We start from the raw sequence: 16,823 nt of genomic DNA on the forward strand, positions 1-16,823 counted from the left end.
CATGCATGCAGCAACAGCACTGGCGGCCATTGCGCCGTCATTCATATTGATCCTGATCGGTGTCGTGCTCAGGCGTGGCGAGTGGCTGGACAGCGGCTTCTGGAAGGGCGCCGAGAAGCTCACCCACTGGCTGTTCTTTCCGGCGTACCTGGTGCATACCATCGCCACCGCCGGCGCCATGGGCAGCACGGCCAAATCGACGGTGCTGATCCTCGGTGCGGTCACCCTGGTGATTACCTTGGGCGTACTGCTTGGCTGTCGCTACCTGCGCGTGGTGCATGCAACCTTCACCTCGATCATGCAGGGCTCGGTGCGCTTCAACAGTTTCATCTTCCTGTCGGTGGCCTCGCAGTTGCTCACGCCCGAGGACTACGGCGTTGCAGCGGTGGTGGTTGCCTACATGGTGGCGATTTCCAATACCGTGGTATTGCTGGCGTTCGGCAGCAGGGACGGCTCGGTGTGGGGGATTGTCCTGAAGGTTTGCCTCAACCCGCTGATCCTCGCCAGTGGCGCGGGGCTTGCCCTCAACCTGAGCGGCGTGCTGCTGCCGCAAGCGCTTGCCCAGCCGCTGAGCGCACTGGGTGCACCGGCCTTGCCGTTGAGCCTGATCTGCGTCGGGGCGGCCTTGCAGATACCCAGCGGCGAGTTTGCCCGCTTGTGCAAGACCGGCTTGCTCACTGCCAGCATCCGCCTGGGGCTGTTCCCGCTGCTGGCCTATGCGCTGATCAGCGCCTGGCCCGTGCCGCCCTTGGTCGCCACGCTGGTGCTGCTGTACTCGGTGGCGCCCTGTGCGAGCAATTCATATGTGCTGGCAACCCAGTATGGTGGCGATCATCGGCTGATGGCGTTCGTCGTGGCGGTGTCCACGGTGCTGTCGTTCGTGCCAATGTTCCTGCTGGCCGGCTCGCTATCAGTGATGTCCGTACCCTGATCGGTGTGCCCGGTGGCCTCAACGATTGTCGAGGGCGCCACCGGGCAGTGGCCGAGGAACGCACGCAAGCCTTGCTGGTATTGCTCAGGCGGCATCAGCTCGCTGTCTTTGACAATCACCAAGGACTGGCCCTGGCTCACCATCGGCGCGCTGGCCACGAGGTAGCAGTAAGGCGTTTCCAGCACCTGCGCGATCTGCTCCCAGGCCAGGCTGCTGGTGCCGGCACCGGCTTTGTCGAGGCTAAAGCCCTGCTCGTCGAAGCGCAGGCAATAGGTGCTTTCAAGCGATTTCAGTGGCGCCCGCAAGCGGGCTTCGATCAGCCGCTGATTGAGCCCGCGCAACGGTGCCCGGGGCTTGGCGTGGTTGGCGGCGATGCGTGCTTGCAGGTGCTTGATCCAGCGCCCGGAAAAACGCCACCAGAGCGGGATGAACAGCAGCACGAACAGCCCCAGGGTGATGACCTTTTGCGGGGTGAAGCGTCGTTCGGGGAAATAGATCGCCAGCAAGCCGCCGACCACGCACAGGGTGAACATCAGCGGGCCGACCAGGCGGCTTTGCCAACGGGCAAAGGTGGCCATGGCCCGCGCTTGCTGCTGATCCTGCTTGAGCAATTCCTGCTCGAGCCGTTCGGCCATCCAGGTGTGAAGATGGGCGGCGGTGATGCTGAAGTGCAGTTCCATGGCGGCGTTGATCCGAGGTCCGTGTTCGGTGGGGGCGGCAGTCTACCGGCTTTTGCAGCCTGACGGCCCTGTTTCAGGCGGGGAACTGCTCGATATGGCGCTCTACCCACGCGTACAGGCACTCATCGAGGTGCGCGCGCTGCTCACTGAAGCGCTGCTGGCAGGTGTTGAACAGCGCATCCTGGTTGACCCGAACGGCAAACTCTGCGGCGCTTTCGCCCCCGGCATGGGCTGCCCGCAGTTGTTGCTGGCGTTGCTCGGCCTGGTCCAGGGTATCGGCCAGCGCATCCCGCTGCAGGTGCCGAAGCTGGGCGATGGCCTGCGGCAAATGAAAGTGCAGGGCACAGTCAAAGCCTTCCCAGTCCTCGAAGGCCAGCCATTCGTGCAACACCATGAAGCAGCGGGTAGCCGGGGGCAGTTGCTCCAGCCGCGCGAAGTCCAGCCAGTACTGGCGCGGCAGTTGCTCGGCGGTTTCCAGCGCCTGGGCTATCAGGTCCAGGGCGCGGCCCTTGTCCTGGTGATGCTGGCGCAAGATGCGCTCGGTCAGGCTGTAGCGCATTTGCTCGATGGCGCTCAAGGCGCGGCTCAGGTCATAGCCTGCGCCATGCAGGTGCGCCCGGGCCTGATCGGCGGGCAGCCCGGACCTGTCCACCAGCACCTGCAGCAGCTCGGCCTTGTAGCACTCGGCGGCCTGCTGCGGGTCGCCTGCGCAGCGCTCCAGCAAGGCCAGGGCATGGCGCAGGCCGATGGGGATGGCGCTGCGCAGTTGCTGCAGGGCCTGGGTGTCGGTCGGGTCCATTGACTGGCTACCTCGGGGAGTTGTCTATGTTTGGCGAACCTGTCACGGCACCTGCAAGCTCGGCAGCGCGGCCCGACCCTGCGCCGAGAGCAGCGGCTGCAGTTGTTGCCAGGTGAAGCTCAGGTCGACATCACAGCCATCGCCGCTGGGCTGGTTGGCCAGGCGCAGGCCCTGGGTGTCGAAACTCAGGTCGTAGCTGCTGTAACTGGCGACATCCGGGCAATCGCTGTCTGCGCTGGCCTGGGTCTGCAACCAGCTGGCGAATTTTTTCGGCAGTTCGACATGCCCGGTGTAGGGGCTGTCCCACGCAAAGCGCGTACCGATCCAGGTCCAGGGGTCGACGCTTTCGCCGGTTTGCAGGTTCCAGCTGTGCAGGCCCCAACTGATGCCGCCGCGACCATAGCCTGCGCTCCAGCGGTAGAACCTGACGGTGATCCACTGTGATGACCAGTAGGTGGGCTCGACACTGATCTCGCTGGTTGCGGCGGAGCCGTTGCGGCCGAGGAACTCGCGGCGTTCGCTGAAGAAGGTGTTCTGGCCCTCGGGGCTTGCGGCCAGGCGGGCCAGGTGTTGATTGATTTTATGGATGGCCGGGCTGTCGCCGTTGAGCTTCAAGGTGACCTGGGCGCCTTGGGTGCGTACTTGATAGGCGTGCTCGCCGAAGGTCTTTTTCTCGACCTTGACCGGCAGCGGGGCTGCCTCCATCGGCTGGTTGAAGGCGTCGCCACCACAGCCTTCGGCGCTGGTGCGTGTCAGCGCCAGAGGTAGCGGCGTGGCGCCCGGGGCCTTGCGCCAGGTTCCGCTCAGGTGATCGCCCTGGGGTGCGTCCAGGTGCCAGAAACCCGTATTGCCGTGTTCGGCCCAGGGTTCGCCGGGGTTTTCCTGGGCTAGCGGGATCGGCGTGAGAAAGCGCTGGTAGTAGTAGCTACCGTTGCGCTCGGGGGCGGCGTTGAAACAGGCGCTGATCGGCGCTTTGCCCAGAGTGCCTTGCCAGACGCCGGCAAGGTCACTGGATGCGGCACTGGCGTAGCCACACGCACCAGCGAGAGTCAGCAGGGCCAGGGGCTTGAGCATGAGGATCGGACTTCCGGTTGTCTGACGGGCAGGCATCATAGCCAATGATTGGCTCCTGGGGTATTGAGCCAATAGCTGCCTTTGCTCCACTCGCCCCTGATCCCACCGTCTAGCGGGGGCTAAAGACCCGGTTCACGCCGCCACCATCAAGCACGGCGTCAATCAGCGCCCGCGCCGTCTCGATGTGCTGGCCGGCGCCGTACACCAGGGAGTGGTCGTTGAGCGTCAGGTGGTCGAGCGCGTCGCTGACCGTGGCCTCGGCGCATTCCAGCAACTGGCAGGCATGCAGCAGCGCTTCTTCGGCGGGATAGCGCAACGGCGGCGGAAGTATGATTCAGAACGGTCTTACAGAAAACACCTACAGCGTCGCGATTTGTCGCTGTTTACTGTGGGAGCAAGCCCAATGACCGGCAGAAACCAGTAGAGTGCGCATCACTCCCTCAATTGTTGCTTGAAGCATGAACCGTCCGCTGTTTGTTTCCCTCGATGGGCCCAAGGGCACCGGCAAGACCACGCTCCTGGAGGCCGTGACCAAAGCCTTGCGCGCCGACAAGCACAAGGTGATCCGCCTGTGCGAGAAAAAAAGCGATCCCTTTCGTGGTGCAACCATGGCCCTGGTCAACCAGCTGGTGCGCAATCCCTGCCGGGATCTGGAACTGGCCGTGTGTCAGCGTCTGGCCGATAGCCGCACCTGGATATCCGCGCATGTGCTGAGCAAACAGCCCGCCGACAGCATCATCCTCATCGATCGCTGGTACCCGTCCGATGCGGCGTTTCGCCGTTTAGTGCCGTTTGCCGAGATTCTGCAGTTGAACCTGGAGCGCAACGTACGGGTGCCGGACCTGCATGTCGGGGTGGTCACCGACCCTGAAGTGTCGTGGGCGAGGGCCGCAGCACGCAACCGCGGGCTGAACAGCACGGTGATGCACAGGCTCGAAGAGCACGTGGCGAGTACCCAGGCGTTCGAGCAGGCGGTTGCCGATAACGGCTGGGTGCTGTGCCGCAATGAAGGCACGATCGAGGAAGCCACCCGCCAGGTGGTTTCGTCGATCTATGCAGTCCTGCACTAGCAACGGCTACTGTTTCTCGGCCAGCTATTCCTCGGCCAGCGCCAGCCCCTGATCCTCACCCAGAAAGCCGCCACTCTGGTGCTGCCACAGCCGTGCATAGGTGCCGTTGCGCCCGAGCAGTTCGGCGTGGGTGCCTTGCTCGATGATACGGCCCTCGTCCATGACGATCAGCCGGTCCATGGCCGCGATGGTCGAGAGCCGGTGGGCGATGGCGATGACGGTCTTGCCTTGCATCATTTCGCCGAGGCTTTCCTGGATTGCTACTTCCACTTCCGAATCCAGCGCGCTGGTGGCCTCGTCGAGCAGCAGGATCGGCGCGTTCTTGAGCATCACCCGGGCGATGGCAATGCGTTGGCGCTGGCCGCCCGAGAGCTTGATACCGCGCTCGCCGACCAGGGTGTCGTAGCCGCTATGGCCCTGCTTGTCGCTCAGCTGGCTGATAAAGCCATCGGCCTGGGCGTGGTAGGCCGCCGCGCGGATTTGCGCATCAGTGGCATCCGGGCGGCCATAGGCGATGTTGTCGCGGATGGAGCGGTGCAGCAGGGAAGTATCCTGGGTGACCATGCCGATGGCGCTGCGCAGGCTGTCCTGGGTGACCTCGGCGATGTTCTGGCCGTCGATGCGAATCACCCCCTTGTCGACGTCGTAGAAGCGCAACAGCAGGTTGATCAACGTCGACTTGCCGGCGCCGGAGCGGCCCACCAGGCCGACCTTTTCGCCGGCGCGGATGTTCAGGTTGAGGCCATCGAGCACCTGGCGCTCGCCGTTGTAGTTGAAGCTGACATTGTCAAAACTCACCGCGCCGCCGCGGGTCTGCAGCACGCCGGCGTTCGGCGCATCCTGCACCTTGGGGCCGCGGGTGAGGGTGGCCATGCCGTCCTGCACGGTGCCGATGTTCTCGAACAGCGCGGTCATTTGCCACATGATCCAGTGCGACATGCCATTGATGCGCAGGGCCATGGCGGTAATCGCCGCCACCGCGCCGGTGCCGACGTCACCCTGGTGCCACAACCACAGGGCGTAGCCGCCGGCGCCGATGATCAAGGCCACCACCAGCGCCTGGTTGACGATTTCGAACTGGCTGACCAGGCGCATCTGGCGAAAGCCGGTCTGCTTGAAATCTTCCATCGCCGCGCGGGCGAAGTGCGCTTCACGCTTGGAGTGGGAAAACAGCTTGACCGTGGTGATGTTGGTGTAAGCGTCGGAGATTCGCCCGGTCATTGAAGAGCGGGCATGGGCCTGCTCCTGCCCGACCTTGCCCAGGCGCGGCACGAAGTACAGCATGGCCAGGCCGAACAAGGCGACCCAGGCAATAAAAGGCAGCATCAGCTTGAGGGCGAAGCCACCGGCCAGGGCGATGATGGCGATGAAGTACACGCCGATGCCGGGGATGATCTCGATCAGGGTGAACAGCACTTCGCGCACGGCGAGGGCGGTCTGCATCACCTTGGTGGTCACCCGCCCGGAGAACTCATCGGAAAAGAACGACAGGCTCTGGCGCAGCATCAGCCGGTGGAAGTCCCACCGCAGGCGCAGCGGCAGGTTGATCGCCAGTACCTGGTGCTGGACCATGGTGCGCAGCGCCACCAGGCCGATGCTGGTCAACAGCACGATACCGATGCCCCACAGCACGCGCCGCTCCTCGCCGTCGGTAGCGCCACCGGCCTGCCAGGTCGAGAGCAGGTCGACCACCTGGCCGAGAAAGGCGAACAACCAGGCTTCGTAGATCGACACACTGGCACTGAGCAGCGCGAGCGCAAGCACATAGCCGCGCGCACCACGGGTGCAGGCCCACAGAAAGCGCAACAGGCCTACCGGTGGCGGTGGTACTTCGTCGGGCGGGAAGGGGTCGAGGCGGCGTTCAAAGATCTGCAGCATGGTGGCTTCCGAAAACGTGTAGCCCTGTAGTCTAGCCGGACGATGACGTCAGTGGGCATCGACCTATCCTGTGCCGATGCCTCCCCACCCCCAGGAGTACCACTGATGGTCCTTACTTTGGACGACCTTGTCGAGATCGAGCACATCAAGCAGCTCAAGTACCGTTACTTTCTTGCGGTTGATTGCCATGACTGGACGGCACTGGAGGCCTGCCTGGCCGAAGACCTGACCACCGCCCTGGACGGCGGCAAATACAGCTTCGACAGCCGGGCAGCCTTTATTGAAGGGCTCAAGGCGATACTCGACCGGCCGACGTTCCTGTGCAAACACCACGGGCACCATCCGCAGATCGAAATTCTCTCGGCCGACACCGCGCGTGGCAGCTGGTACCTGGAAGATCACGCCATCGACCTTGAGGGCGACTGGATGCTGCACGGCACGGCGCTGTACCAGGATGACTACGTCAAGCGTGACGGGCGCTGGTTGATCGTTGCCACAGGCTACCAGCGCCTGTTTGAAACCGTGACCTCACCGATACCTGCACAGCTCAAGGTCACGGCCAACCTGTTTGACCGGCCCTAGAGGCGATATTGACTGGTGGGCAGCACGTCGATCTTGTCGAAATCGATAAAGCGCGCGCAGCTGTCCATCATGATTGCCAGGTTGCGCTGGAACTTCGCCTCGTCGCCGACCGCGTCGAAGAAGGCTTGAGGGTCGGTCATCGCCGCCGGCGGGAAGCACTCTTCGACGATGGCGTCGATCGGCGGGGCACCGTGGGTCAGCACCTGCACCACCAGGTTCTGCACGTACTGGAAGTTGTCCTGGGTGTCGATGGCCACTGCCGTGTGGTGGTTGCGCCAGATGTCCAGCCAGGCCTGCGGGGTCAGGCGAGGAGGGCGGGTCAGCAGGGCTACTTGCGCAAAACCGTAGGTTCGCTCGCCCGGCGCGCACGCAAAGCGTGTGTTGCCGATGGCTTCGGACTCACACACCAGATAGGCCGCCATACGCGCGGTTGCCGCCATGATCAGCCGGTCGAACGGCTGCCTGGCACTGGCGTTGGCGCTGTCCAGCCACAGCGACAGGCAGGCGTGCGGCAGCGGCCGGTTGTTCTCCTGGCGCAAGCCTGCCGCAGCGTCGACGTCGCTGTCGGCCAGGTTGAGTTGCAGCCTTTGCGCGCCGTGCGCCTGCAGTTGCGCGGCAACTTCGCAGCGCAGTTGCCGGGCAAAGGTTTCGCGCGGGGTCTGAGTGTCACGCCAGAGCAGGTAGATGACTTTTTCCATGGCGATCAAGGTCCTTCGCAGTTGGTCAATGAGCGGGCGGGGTATCGACCCAAAGCCATGCTGGGGGCAACGCGAAACCACGGAATCCTCCAAACAGACTAGCGCCGGCCCCTGTTCAAACGCTTTGCCACAGCTAGTCCCAACGGACGATCAGCACCCGCCTGCGGCTCGATAGACTCAAGCCACACCCACTTGTGAGGTCAGCCGAATGAGCCTGGAACACCCTGCTGTACGAAGGCAAGGCCGATGCCGCCGTGGCCCCACTGGCGACCGCGCGCTATTACAACATTCGCCTGTTTGACAATGGCCTGAGCATCAACGCATTGCTCGACATCGGCCCGGCCACTGCCAATTTCGCCATGCGCCGCAGCGACTCGGAGCTGCAGTCGATCCTCGACAAGGCCCTGCAGGACATCTCGCCGGACGAACTCACGGCCATTACCAACCGCTGGCGCTCGCCCCCTGGCATGAGCGGCGAGACCTGGCGTGATTATCGAACGCTGATTACCGAGCTGGTGGCTGGCGCTGTGGTGCTGCTGGCGCTTGCCCTGGTCTGGGTGCTGTACCTGCGCCGCCAGATTCGTGCGCGCACGCGCGCCGAACACAGGCTCAACGACCAGTTGCAGTTTATTGAAACCCTGACCGACAGCATGCCGCGGCCCTTGTATGTGCGTGATGTCGACGGCCGCATGCTGTCGTGCAACCGCAGCTACCTGGCGAGTGTCGGCCTGAGTGCCGATCAAGTCTTGAACAAGACGATCCACGAGATGCCCGGCATCGAGGCGCAGGCGCTTCCCGACTTTCACGGCAGTTACCTGCGCGCCATGCGTGAAGGGCAATCGATCGAGGCGGTCCATGCCATTCGCATGCACGGCAAAGAGGCCTGGATCGAACACTGGATTCAACCCTTCGAAGATTCGCAAGGTGTTACCCGTGGGGTGATCTGTGGCTGGATGGACCTGACCGAGCATCACCGGCTGGTGCAGCAGTTGCAGGAGGCGAAAGAGCAGGCGGTTGAAGCGAGCCGGGCCAAGACGCGCTTCCTGGCGACCATGAGCCATGAAATCCGCACGCCGATGAACGCCGTGATCGGCTTGCTGGAGCTGATACTCAAGCGCTCCGCCGATGAGCGCATCGACCGTGTCAGCATCGAAATCGCCCACAACTCGGCGACCGGCCTGCTGGAGCTGATCGGCGACATTCTTGACATTGCCCGCATCGAGTCCGGGCGCATGAGCCTCTCGCCCAAGCGCGCCAACCTGCGGGAACTGGTCGAGTCGGTGGCCCGGGTATTCGAAGGCCTGGCCCGGCAGAAGCGCCTGACGCTGATGCTGGAGATCGATGCCGACATCAACCGCGATGTACTGGTCGATGCCCTGCGCTTCAAGCAGGTAGTCTCCAACCTGCTGAGCAACGCCATCAAGTTCACCGAGGTCGGCTTCGTCAAAGTCACGGTGGTCGGCCACCTGAACGATTCAGCGCAGATGGATGTGCAAGTTATCGTCGAGGACTCAGGCATCGGCATAGCCGCACACGACCAGCAGCAATTGTTCCAGCCGTTTGTCCAGGTACAGCGCAACGTGCGGGAAAACGAAGGCACCGGCCTGGGCCTGGTCATCTGCCGTTCGCTGTGCGAAATGATGGGCGGGCAGGTCAGCATCAGCAGCGAGCCGGGGCAGGGCACACGGGTAGGCATGGCGCTGCGCTTCCAGGTGCTTGAGGCGGTTGCCGGGCTGCAGGCTGGGCAGAAAGCGCCGAGCGGGCAACGCTACCGCTTGCAGGTACTGGTGGTGGACGATCATCAAGTCAACCGGCGCGTGCTGCATCAACAACTGAGCTTTCTCGGCCATGACGTCAGCGAGGCCGAAAACGGCCAGGTGGCGTTCGAGCGGTGGTCCGAGGGCGCGTTCGACGTGGTCATCACCGATTGCCACATGCCGGTGATGAGCGGCTCGCAACTGGCGCAGGCCATCCGCCAGGCAGAGGGCGGCGACGCGCAGGAGCGTACGGTCATCATTGGCCTGACGGCTGATGCGCAACCTGAGGAAATCGAACTGTGCATCAAGGCCGGCATGGACGACTGCCTGATCAAGCCAATCGGCGTGGATGAGCTGGATGCGCGTTTGCGCGCTTTGCATGACGATGGCCCGCCAACCGAGGTGCAGCCGCATCTGGCCGCGTCCGACCTGCCGATGGCTGCGGCAACGGCGGTGATGGACCTGGCGCCGCTCAAGTTGTTGCTCAACAACGAGCCGGTGAAGTTTCGCCAGATCCTCGAGGAGCTGCTCAACAACAACCAGCACGACCGGCAACAGCTGGCAGCGCTGCTGGCGCAGCGCGATACCGAAAGCCTGGCGAGGCTGTCCCACCGTATCAAGGGCGCCGCGCAAGTGGTCAGGGCGGTGCAGCTGGTCAGCGCCTGCCGGCAGCTGGATGCGGTGTGCGGTGCGCCGCAGCTGGATGTCGAGCGGCTTGAGGTGTGTGTGGCTGAGCTTGATCAGGCGCTGGGGGGATTGGAGCTGGCGTTGGAGCAGTCCGGGGTGTTTCCTGGGCGTTGACGCGGCATCCGCTCGTAGGAGTTTGGGAAATTTCCCATAGGCTAGCTGCCTACGCTTACTTAGTTTCAACAGGAGAAACGCAAGCAATTCCTTCCCTGTTGAGTGCAATAGACGATGCCCGACCAACCCCGCAACACCTACAAGCGCCGTATGATGCGTTTTTCGTTCGCTACCACCTGGCCAATATCCCGACCTCGATCGACCCGGACACTTACCAGTTGCAGATCAAGGGGCTGGTAGACACGCCGCTGAGCCTGAGCCTTGCCGAACTCAAGGCGTTGGCGCCTGCGGTTGAGGTGGTGGCAGTCAACCAGTGCTCCGGTAACAGCCGAGGTTATGGCTTGCCGCGGGTGTTCGGTGCGCAGTTGGGCAACGGTTCGATGGGCAATGCGCGATGGACCGGCATCCCGTTGAAAACCGTGCTCAAGCGTGCCGGGGTTCAGGCCGCTGGCAAACAGGTCACCTTTCGTGGCCTCGATCAGCCGGTGCTACCCACCACCCCGCAGTTCATCAAGTCACTGGCAATCGATCTGGCGCTCAGTGACGAACCGATGATCGCCTGGGCCATGAACGGCACAGACATTCCTTTGCTCAACGGCTACCCGATCAAGTTGATCGTGCCGGGTTATGCCGGCACCTATTGGGTCAAGCACCTGAGTGAAATCGAAGTCATCGATCACACCTTCGATGGCTTCTTCATGGCCAACGCCTACCGCGTGCCGGACAACGACTGCCAATGCGTACCTGCCGGCAGCGTAGCGGACAAGACCCGGCCAATCGGCAAGCTGAAAGTCCGTTCATTCATCACCAGCCTGCAGGCCGGCGACAGGGTCAAACTCGGCCAGCCGCTGACGCTTAATGGTATTGCCTTTGACGGTGGTCACGGCATTCGCAGCGTCGAGGTGTCGGACGATGGTGGCCGGCGTTGGCATCCGGCGCAGTTGGGCGAAGACCTTGGCCGCTACTCATTTCGCCAGTGGACACTGGCGTGGCGACCGCGACACCTGGGCAAGGTCGGTTTGCAGGTACGCGCCACCAGCAACAACGGCGAGCAGCAACCGCGGACACTGCAGTGGAACCCCGCCATCTACCTGAAGAACGACATCGAAAGCACCCCGGTTACCGTGGTCCAGGAGTGAAACAATGAACGCTGGGTTGATTAAACACGTTGCACTGTCAGCATTGTTGCTTGCCTGCGCGGCGCAGGCGAATGCCGCGCCGCTGACCATTGAGTTGCCAGCCGAAACAGTCAAGCTGCGCCCGTCGCAGGCGCCCGGCTACAACCTGGCGCAGCAGAAGTGCGGGATTTGCCATTCGGCCGACTACATCGAGTACCAGCCGCCAGGTTTCGACCGGACGCACTGGACAGCGTTGGTCCGCAAGATGAAAGACAGCTACGGCGCGCCAGTATCGGATACGGACGTGGAGGTGATCGGCGAGTACCTGGCGGGGGCTTATTCAGGTGCGCCGGCAACGGCTATGCAACCGCAGACCAGCGTCTTGCCGGCAACCGACAAACCGGTCAATGACGTGCAGGCGCTGCTGGACCAGAACGCATGCCTGGCGTGCCATGCCATTGACCATAAAGTGGTCGGCCCGGCCTATCGGGACGTTGCCAAGCGCTATAAAAATGATGGCCAGGCGGTCGCGAAACTCATCGAGCATATCAGCCAGGGCGGCAGTGGCCGCTGGGGGGAAGTACCGATGCCGGCATTTGCGGGGTTGAGTTCGCAGGCGCTTGAGCAGTTGGCCGAGTTTGTTTTGCGCCAGTGAGGTGGTGTGGCTTTAGCTGGCCTCTAAATTGCCGCCGGAAGCCGCCCGATTGGCCTCAATCTCGTCCAGAAGCTCGGCGTTGTCTTCTGCCCACTCATAGAGCGCCATCAGCGGCTCGACAAATCTGTGCCCCACCTCGGTCAGTGAATACTCGACCATGGGCGGCACCACCTGGTGCACCTTGCGCGCGAGCAAACCATCACTCTCCAGCTCGCGCAGGGTCTGGGTAAGCATCTTCTTTGAAATTCCCGGCATCGTGCGCTGGAGCTGGCCTGTGCGCATCGAGCCGAAACTCAGTACATAAATCACCATGGACGACCATTTCGGCGCCAAAAGCGCGTGAATTCGGCGAGGCGGGCATTGCTCACAGACCACCATGGGATTACCGGGATCGCGAACAGTGGGTGTGGTGATGGTTACCATTGGGTGCCTACGTTTCAAAAAAGTGCCTAATCGACAGATGATACCTAAAGGCTCAAGCTAACCCTAATCCCTGGATTACCCACTGTAAACAACCTCTCAGGAGATCAGAATGAACAGCCAGTACACGATGCGAGCCATGGTGCTAGACGACTACGCTAACGGAGCATTGCTGGAGAAAACCGTACAACGCCCGTCGCCACGGGCGGGCGAAGTCCTCGTGCGCATTGCAGCCAGCGGCGTTAACCCCATCGACAACATGATTCGTCTGGGGCTTGCCCCCTACGCCATGCCGGAGTTGCCCGCGATTCTCGGTACCGACCTTGCAGGCGTCGTGGTTGAAACCGGGCCTGAGGTGACGGCCTTCAACGTCGGCGATGAGGTTTACGGACTCACCGGAGGCGTTCGCGGCCTGCAGGGCTCGCTGGCCGAGTATGCTGCGGTCGACGCTGCGCTGCTGGCATTGAAACCGAAGAACCTGAGTATGCGCGAAGCCGCGGCACTTCCGCTGGTATTTTTGACCGCCTGGGAAGGCATGGTCGATCGCGCTGCTGTCCAGCCCGGCCAGCGTGTGCTGGTGCAAGGCGGCGCTGGCGGAGTCGGCCATGTAGCAATCCAGATTGCCGCCGCACACGGCGCTGAGGTGTACGCGACAGCGTCCGCCGGCAAGCAAGCAATCGTCGCATCCTTTGGCGCTACGCCTATCGATTACAACGCCAAAACTGTCGAGCAATACGTTGCGGATTTCACTGAAGGCAAAGGCTTCGACATCGTTTACGACACCGTGGGCGGACAGAGCCTGGACGACTCCCTGGTTGCGGCCAAAGCCTATGGCCATGTCGCCAGTTGTTTTGCTTTCGCCTCCCATAACCTGGCCCCTGGCTCCCTGCGTTGCGTGACGCTGTCAGGCATATTCGTGCTTTTGCCAATGCTCAGCGGGGAAGGGCGCGCGCACCATGGGCAAATCCTGCGGCATGCGACGCGGCTCGCGGAAGAGGGCAAGCTCAAACCGCTGATGGACCCTCACCGTTTTGGCCTGGCCCAAGCCCAAGATGCACAGGTTTTGCAGGGTTCGGGCAAGGCTGTGGGCAAGGTCGTCATCGATATCGAGTAACGTCCTCCTGCCAGACGCTCCATGGTGGAAAATCCAAGACCTTGCGCTAGCCTCAGAGTGCTCCTTCAGGGAGCAGATCGGTCGGGCCATGTACGGCCTTAATACAGTTCTGAGGGAATAGAACAATGTCTAAAATTGATTTTTCATCACTGAAGTCGCAAGTAAATGATTCAGCATCATTGATGCCTAGCATTGCCAATAAAAAAATCCTCATGGGGTTCTGGCATAACTGGCAAGCCGGCCATAGTGACGGTTATCAAGGTGGGCACTTTGCCAATCTGAATCTGGTGGATGTACCCAAGGACTACAACGTTGTTGCTGTGGCTTTCATGAAAGGCCAAGGTATCCCTACCTTCAGCCCCTACAACCTCTCCGAGGATGAGTTTCGCCGTCAGGTCGGCGTGCTCAACAGTCAGGGGAGGGCGGTGTTGATCTCATTGGGCGGCGCCGACGCTCATATCGAGTTGCACAAGGGCGATGAGCAGCCACTGGCGAATGAAATCATTCGCCTGGTTGAAGTCTACGGCTTTGACGGGCTGGATATCGACCTGGAGCAAAGCGCGATTGATTTTGCCGACAACAAGACGGTGCTGCCGGCGGCCTTGAAACTGGTGAAGGATCACTACAAGGCCGAAGGGAAACACTTCATCATCAGCATGGCCCCCGAGTTTCCCTACCTCAGGGTTGGCGGCAAGTACGTTGGCTACCTTCAGGCCCTTGAGGGCTACTACGACTTCATCGCGCCGCAGTACTACAACCAGGGTGGCGATGGGATCTGGGTACAGGAGGCCAACGGTGGTCAAGGTGCCTGGATTGCCCAGAACAATGATGAAATGAAAGAGGATTTCCTCTACTACCTGACCGAAAGCCTGGTGACCGGCACGCGGGACTACATCGCCATCCCCGCAGATAAATTCGTCATTGGCTTACCGGCCAACAACGACGCTGCGGCCACTGGCTATGTGATAGATCCTGCTGCCGTTGTCAATGCATTCAAGCGTCTCGACACTGCTGGCCATGCCATCAAAGGGCTGATGACCTGGTCCATCAACTGGGACGACGGTGTTACCCGGGACAATGTTGCCTACAACTGGGAGTTCTACAATCGTTATGCACCGTTGATTCACGGCGAATCGCAGCCTGGCGAGCGGCCAACGGCGCCCGCGAACCTGTCGGCCAGGGACGTCACCGAAATCAGCATGACCTTGAGTTGGGGCGCTTCAAGCGGCCCGCGGCCGATCGTGACCTACACGCTGTACCGAAATGGGGCTGCGATAGGTAATACACCAACGTTAACGCTGAAGGACTCAGGCCTGAAGGCGAACACTCAGTACAGCTACTTTGTCACCGCAACAGACACTCAGGGGAATCAGTCGCTTCCGAGCAAGAGCCTGATCGTTCGAACGGCCGGAGACATCACCGATCCAGAGTTCCCCGAGTGGCAGTTGAACCAACGGTATTTCAAGGAGGATGGCGTGAGTTACGAAGGCAATCATTACGTGTGCCTGCAAGAGCACGTATCAAACTCAGGCTGGACACCACCAGAGGCGTTTACGCTGTGGGCGAAGGTGGCGATCAAAAGGCGCGCTTAGGGGGAGAATGCGAAGCCCGGCGGTGATGCCGGGCTTTCTTTCATAATATTCGATTTAACAAGTGGGCGATGTCAGATGTTCATAAGAAGCTCAAAGGCCGGGGACTTCAGTCTCAATGCTTTAGAAAATAAAGCGATTGTTCATCGTTTGGCGTTCATAGGCCTTGTTTCACCACTCGCATCAGCCTCGTTGTCCAGACCTCTCACAGTCATCACCGCTTTTACGAATCTGAAAGCCAGCACAAACGTTTCCTCACCGCGTCTTGATGTTTGAACGTCTTGCTTGGTGAGAACACCTCCAACGAGGAGGTACGCCAACGTTCCTGCGTGGGCTAAAGCGCATTCGTCTCATTCTGAGACGGCGCTAAGCTATCATTGCAGTCCACTGTACAGATACGTGGACTTGGCTGTGGATTAAGAAGTGATTATGAGCTTCAAGCCTCTTCAGCCTTTCTCGGCAATCAGGTGAAGACGTCTCTTGCCACCAGTACTTGGTTTGGCAGAGCAGATGCCAGGCTTCGGTGAGCGCGAGTATCAACGGATCAGCAACAAGGGAAAATTTTGACGATGGAAAGTAACATCACTAAGCAAGAGTTCGATGTGGCAGCGACGGGCGGTGTCCTAGGAGACTGCGCGCTGTGTGATGACAAAAATGTCTTGCTGAAAGAGTCTCACTGCATCCCCAAATTCGCTTATGACTGGCTTAAAAAAACGTCAGCCACGCAATTCATTCGGGACACTCGGGACGTCAATGTCCGACACCAAGATGGGCCAAAAAAACACCTTTTGTGCGGAGGTTGCGAAGGAAAACTTTCCGTTTGGGAGAAAAAACTTGCCGAGGGTCTATTCAGAAAAATAGCGAACTACCAAAAGCAAAGCTCAATATTAGTGATTAGCGATGAAATCCAGCTAGCTGTTTTGTCTGTATTCTGGCGAGCGTTGCTTACTACTAACGACGATGAGAATAATCGAACAAGTGAAGATAAGGTTGTGGTAGATGCGTTTTTGGACGCGTCTAAACAAGACATCTTAAACAATCGATGCAGCACGACTATTTATTTTGCGCCCTTCTACGGAGAGCCACCATTTTATGGTCTTCCAAAGGCTTACACTTATGGTATAGATCGCTCAATCGGATCTCAAGACATCAGATTCACTGATCACCCTCATCGGTATTTTGCAGTTTTTAAACTGCCTTTCATGTACTTCTACATCCTGAGCCCTGGCTGGCCCTACGAGGAAACAAGCCCGGCGACGAAACTTGAGGTCGGCGAGCTTGATGTCGGAAAGATTCAAGAAGTACCAGGCATTTTGAAGCTCTACATCAAGAGGGGATATGAGGAGTTTTTGAAATCAAAAGCTGCGATGGACGAGGTTAACCAGGAGCAAATTCGACGGGAAGTCGAAAAGAGTGGAGGAAAAATTACTGGGTCGGATAAATCACTGCGCCGATCTGGTCAATAGCATACGGATCCGGAGAGGAAGCTGATCAGGGTTCTAGCTGTATCCATGCGACTCCTAGATGGATTTTTCTGTATAAATAACAGGCCTCGAAGCCCACTGAAAAGCGTTCAGTGGCGTTTCCTTGCCTGTTTTGTTGATCACTCCCTGGTGGTCTATCCCGGGCTGATTGGACACGACTTAGGGTGGATAAT

The 16,823-nt window shown here is 60.5% G+C and carries 15 protein-coding genes and 1 pseudogene; 9 read left to right on the plus strand and 7 right to left on the minus strand.

Annotated elements, in window-relative coordinates:
* The first annotated feature begins 1 nt into the window (after position 1).
* Complete coding sequence (locus LOY22_RS12885; protein ID WP_213601299.1) at positions 2-931, plus strand: AEC family transporter; 930 nt, start codon at positions 2-4, stop codon at positions 929-931.
* Here LOY22_RS12885 and LOY22_RS12890 read toward each other — a convergent pair.
* The 4 genes from LOY22_RS12890 to LOY22_RS12905 all read right to left on the minus strand — a co-directional run bounded on the left by LOY22_RS12890 (position 832) and on the right by LOY22_RS12905 (position 3,800).
* Positions 832-1,611: a YcxB family protein gene (locus LOY22_RS12890; RefSeq protein WP_249744353.1), complete on the minus strand. Its 780-nt coding sequence runs from the start codon at positions 1,609-1,611 to the stop codon at positions 832-834. The two genes, LOY22_RS12885 and LOY22_RS12890, sit on opposite strands and share 100 nt — an antisense overlap.
* A gap of 73 nt (positions 1,612-1,684) precedes the next feature.
* Positions 1,685-2,410 (minus strand): hypothetical protein, encoded by a 726-nt coding sequence (locus LOY22_RS12895; RefSeq protein WP_258597695.1) that lies wholly within the window; start codon positions 2,408-2,410, stop codon positions 1,685-1,687.
* Positions 2,411-2,452: 42 nt separating this feature from the next.
* On the minus strand, positions 2,453-3,484 hold the full coding sequence (locus LOY22_RS12900) for a hypothetical protein (RefSeq protein ID WP_258597696.1): 1,032 nt from the start codon (positions 3,482-3,484) through the stop codon (positions 2,453-2,455).
* Between the two features lie 109 nt (positions 3,485-3,593).
* Complete coding sequence (locus LOY22_RS12905) at positions 3,594-3,800, minus strand: DUF6124 family protein (protein WP_258597698.1); 207 nt, start codon at positions 3,798-3,800, stop codon at positions 3,594-3,596.
* 142 nt (positions 3,801-3,942) lie between these two features.
* On the opposite strand from LOY22_RS12905, the gene LOY22_RS12910 reads away from it, so the two are divergent.
* Positions 3,943-4,554 carry a dTMP kinase gene (locus tag LOY22_RS12910; protein WP_258597700.1) on the plus strand — a complete coding sequence of 204 codons (612 nt, stop codon included), beginning with the start codon at positions 3,943-3,945 and terminating at the stop codon, positions 4,552-4,554.
* A 24-nt stretch (positions 4,555-4,578) separates the two neighbouring features.
* Here the strand turns inward: LOY22_RS12910 and LOY22_RS12915 are convergent, their stop codons facing one another.
* Complete coding sequence (locus LOY22_RS12915) at positions 4,579-6,432, minus strand: ABC transporter ATP-binding protein (protein WP_093383047.1); 1,854 nt, start codon at positions 6,430-6,432, stop codon at positions 4,579-4,581.
* A gap of 105 nt (positions 6,433-6,537) precedes the next feature.
* On the opposite strand from LOY22_RS12915, the gene LOY22_RS12920 reads away from it, so the two are divergent.
* Positions 6,538-7,014 (plus strand): nuclear transport factor 2 family protein, encoded by a 477-nt coding sequence (locus LOY22_RS12920; protein ID WP_258597702.1) that lies wholly within the window; start codon positions 6,538-6,540, stop codon positions 7,012-7,014.
* Here the strand turns inward: LOY22_RS12920 and LOY22_RS12925 are convergent.
* On the minus strand, positions 7,011-7,712 hold the full coding sequence (locus LOY22_RS12925; protein ID WP_258597704.1) for an EthD domain-containing protein: 702 nt from the start codon (positions 7,710-7,712) through the stop codon (positions 7,011-7,013). The genes LOY22_RS12920 and LOY22_RS12925 overlap by 4 nt on opposite strands.
* A gap of 224 nt (positions 7,713-7,936) precedes the next feature.
* Here LOY22_RS12925 and LOY22_RS12930 point away from each other — a divergent pair.
* The 3 genes and pseudogenes from LOY22_RS12930 to LOY22_RS12940 all read left to right on the plus strand — a co-directional run.
* Positions 7,937-10,270, plus strand: a pseudogene (locus LOY22_RS12930) (ATP-binding protein); the annotation flags it as partial.
* A gap of 98 nt (positions 10,271-10,368) precedes the next feature.
* A complete protein-coding gene (locus tag LOY22_RS12935; protein WP_258597707.1) occupies positions 10,369-11,409 on the plus strand; it encodes a molybdopterin-dependent oxidoreductase in 1,041 nt (346 codons plus the stop codon).
* A gap of 4 nt (positions 11,410-11,413) precedes the next feature.
* Complete coding sequence (locus tag LOY22_RS12940) at positions 11,414-12,043, plus strand: c-type cytochrome (RefSeq protein WP_258597708.1); 630 nt, start codon at positions 11,414-11,416, stop codon at positions 12,041-12,043.
* A 12-nt stretch (positions 12,044-12,055) separates the two neighbouring features.
* On the opposite strand, the gene LOY22_RS12945 is transcribed toward LOY22_RS12940, so the two are convergent.
* Positions 12,056-12,466, minus strand: coding sequence for a helix-turn-helix domain-containing protein (locus LOY22_RS12945; RefSeq protein WP_258597709.1), 411 nt, complete (start codon positions 12,464-12,466; stop codon positions 12,056-12,058).
* Between the two features lie 109 nt (positions 12,467-12,575).
* Between LOY22_RS12945 and LOY22_RS12950 the strand changes: the two genes are divergently transcribed.
* From LOY22_RS12950 to LOY22_RS12960, 3 genes are all read left to right on the plus strand, one after another.
* On the plus strand, positions 12,576-13,577 hold the full coding sequence (locus LOY22_RS12950) for a zinc-dependent alcohol dehydrogenase family protein (protein ID WP_258597710.1): 1,002 nt from the start codon (positions 12,576-12,578) through the stop codon (positions 13,575-13,577).
* Positions 13,578-13,702: 125 nt separating this feature from the next.
* Positions 13,703-15,169, plus strand: coding sequence for a glycosyl hydrolase family 18 protein (locus tag LOY22_RS12955; RefSeq protein WP_258597711.1), 1,467 nt, complete (start codon positions 13,703-13,705; stop codon positions 15,167-15,169).
* A 566-nt stretch (positions 15,170-15,735) separates the two neighbouring features.
* Complete coding sequence (locus tag LOY22_RS12960) at positions 15,736-16,632, plus strand: hypothetical protein (protein WP_258597712.1); 897 nt, start codon at positions 15,736-15,738, stop codon at positions 16,630-16,632.
* Positions 16,633-16,823: the final 191 nt, after the last annotated feature.

It is taken from the genome of Pseudomonas sp. B21-035 (assembly GCF_024748945.1).
In the GTDB taxonomy this organism is placed as follows: Bacteria; Pseudomonadota; Gammaproteobacteria; order Pseudomonadales; family Pseudomonadaceae; genus Aquipseudomonas.

Bases quoted from the DNA above. Each gene is read 5' to 3' on its own strand.
- LOY22_RS12960 (WP_258597712.1), top strand. From the start codon at position 15,736: ATGGAAAGTAACATCACTAAGCAAGAGTTCGATGTGGCAGCGACGGGC.
- LOY22_RS12900 (WP_258597696.1), bottom strand. From the start codon at position 3,484: ATGCTCAAGCCCCTGGCCCTGCTGACTCTCGCTGGTGCGTGTGGCTAC.
- LOY22_RS12925 (WP_258597704.1), bottom strand. From the start codon at position 7,712: ATGGAAAAAGTCATCTACCTGCTCTGGCGTGACACTCAGACCCCGCGC.
- LOY22_RS12945 (WP_258597709.1), bottom strand. From the start codon at position 12,466: ATGGTAACCATCACCACACCCACTGTTCGCGATCCCGGTAATCCCATG.
- LOY22_RS12885 (WP_213601299.1), top strand. From the start codon at position 2: ATGCATGCAGCAACAGCACTGGCGGCCATTGCGCCGTCATTCATATTG.
- LOY22_RS12950 (WP_258597710.1), top strand. From the start codon at position 12,576: ATGAACAGCCAGTACACGATGCGAGCCATGGTGCTAGACGACTACGCT.
- LOY22_RS12955 (WP_258597711.1), top strand. From the start codon at position 13,703: ATGTCTAAAATTGATTTTTCATCACTGAAGTCGCAAGTAAATGATTCA.
- LOY22_RS12920 (WP_258597702.1), top strand. From the start codon at position 6,538: ATGGTCCTTACTTTGGACGACCTTGTCGAGATCGAGCACATCAAGCAG.
- LOY22_RS12910 (WP_258597700.1), top strand. From the start codon at position 3,943: ATGAACCGTCCGCTGTTTGTTTCCCTCGATGGGCCCAAGGGCACCGGC.
- LOY22_RS12895 (WP_258597695.1), bottom strand. From the start codon at position 2,410: ATGGACCCGACCGACACCCAGGCCCTGCAGCAACTGCGCAGCGCCATC.
- LOY22_RS12915 (WP_093383047.1), bottom strand. From the start codon at position 6,432: ATGCTGCAGATCTTTGAACGCCGCCTCGACCCCTTCCCGCCCGACGAA.
- LOY22_RS12940 (WP_258597708.1), top strand. From the start codon at position 11,414: ATGAACGCTGGGTTGATTAAACACGTTGCACTGTCAGCATTGTTGCTT.
- LOY22_RS12890 (WP_249744353.1), bottom strand. From the start codon at position 1,611: ATGGAACTGCACTTCAGCATCACCGCCGCCCATCTTCACACCTGGATG.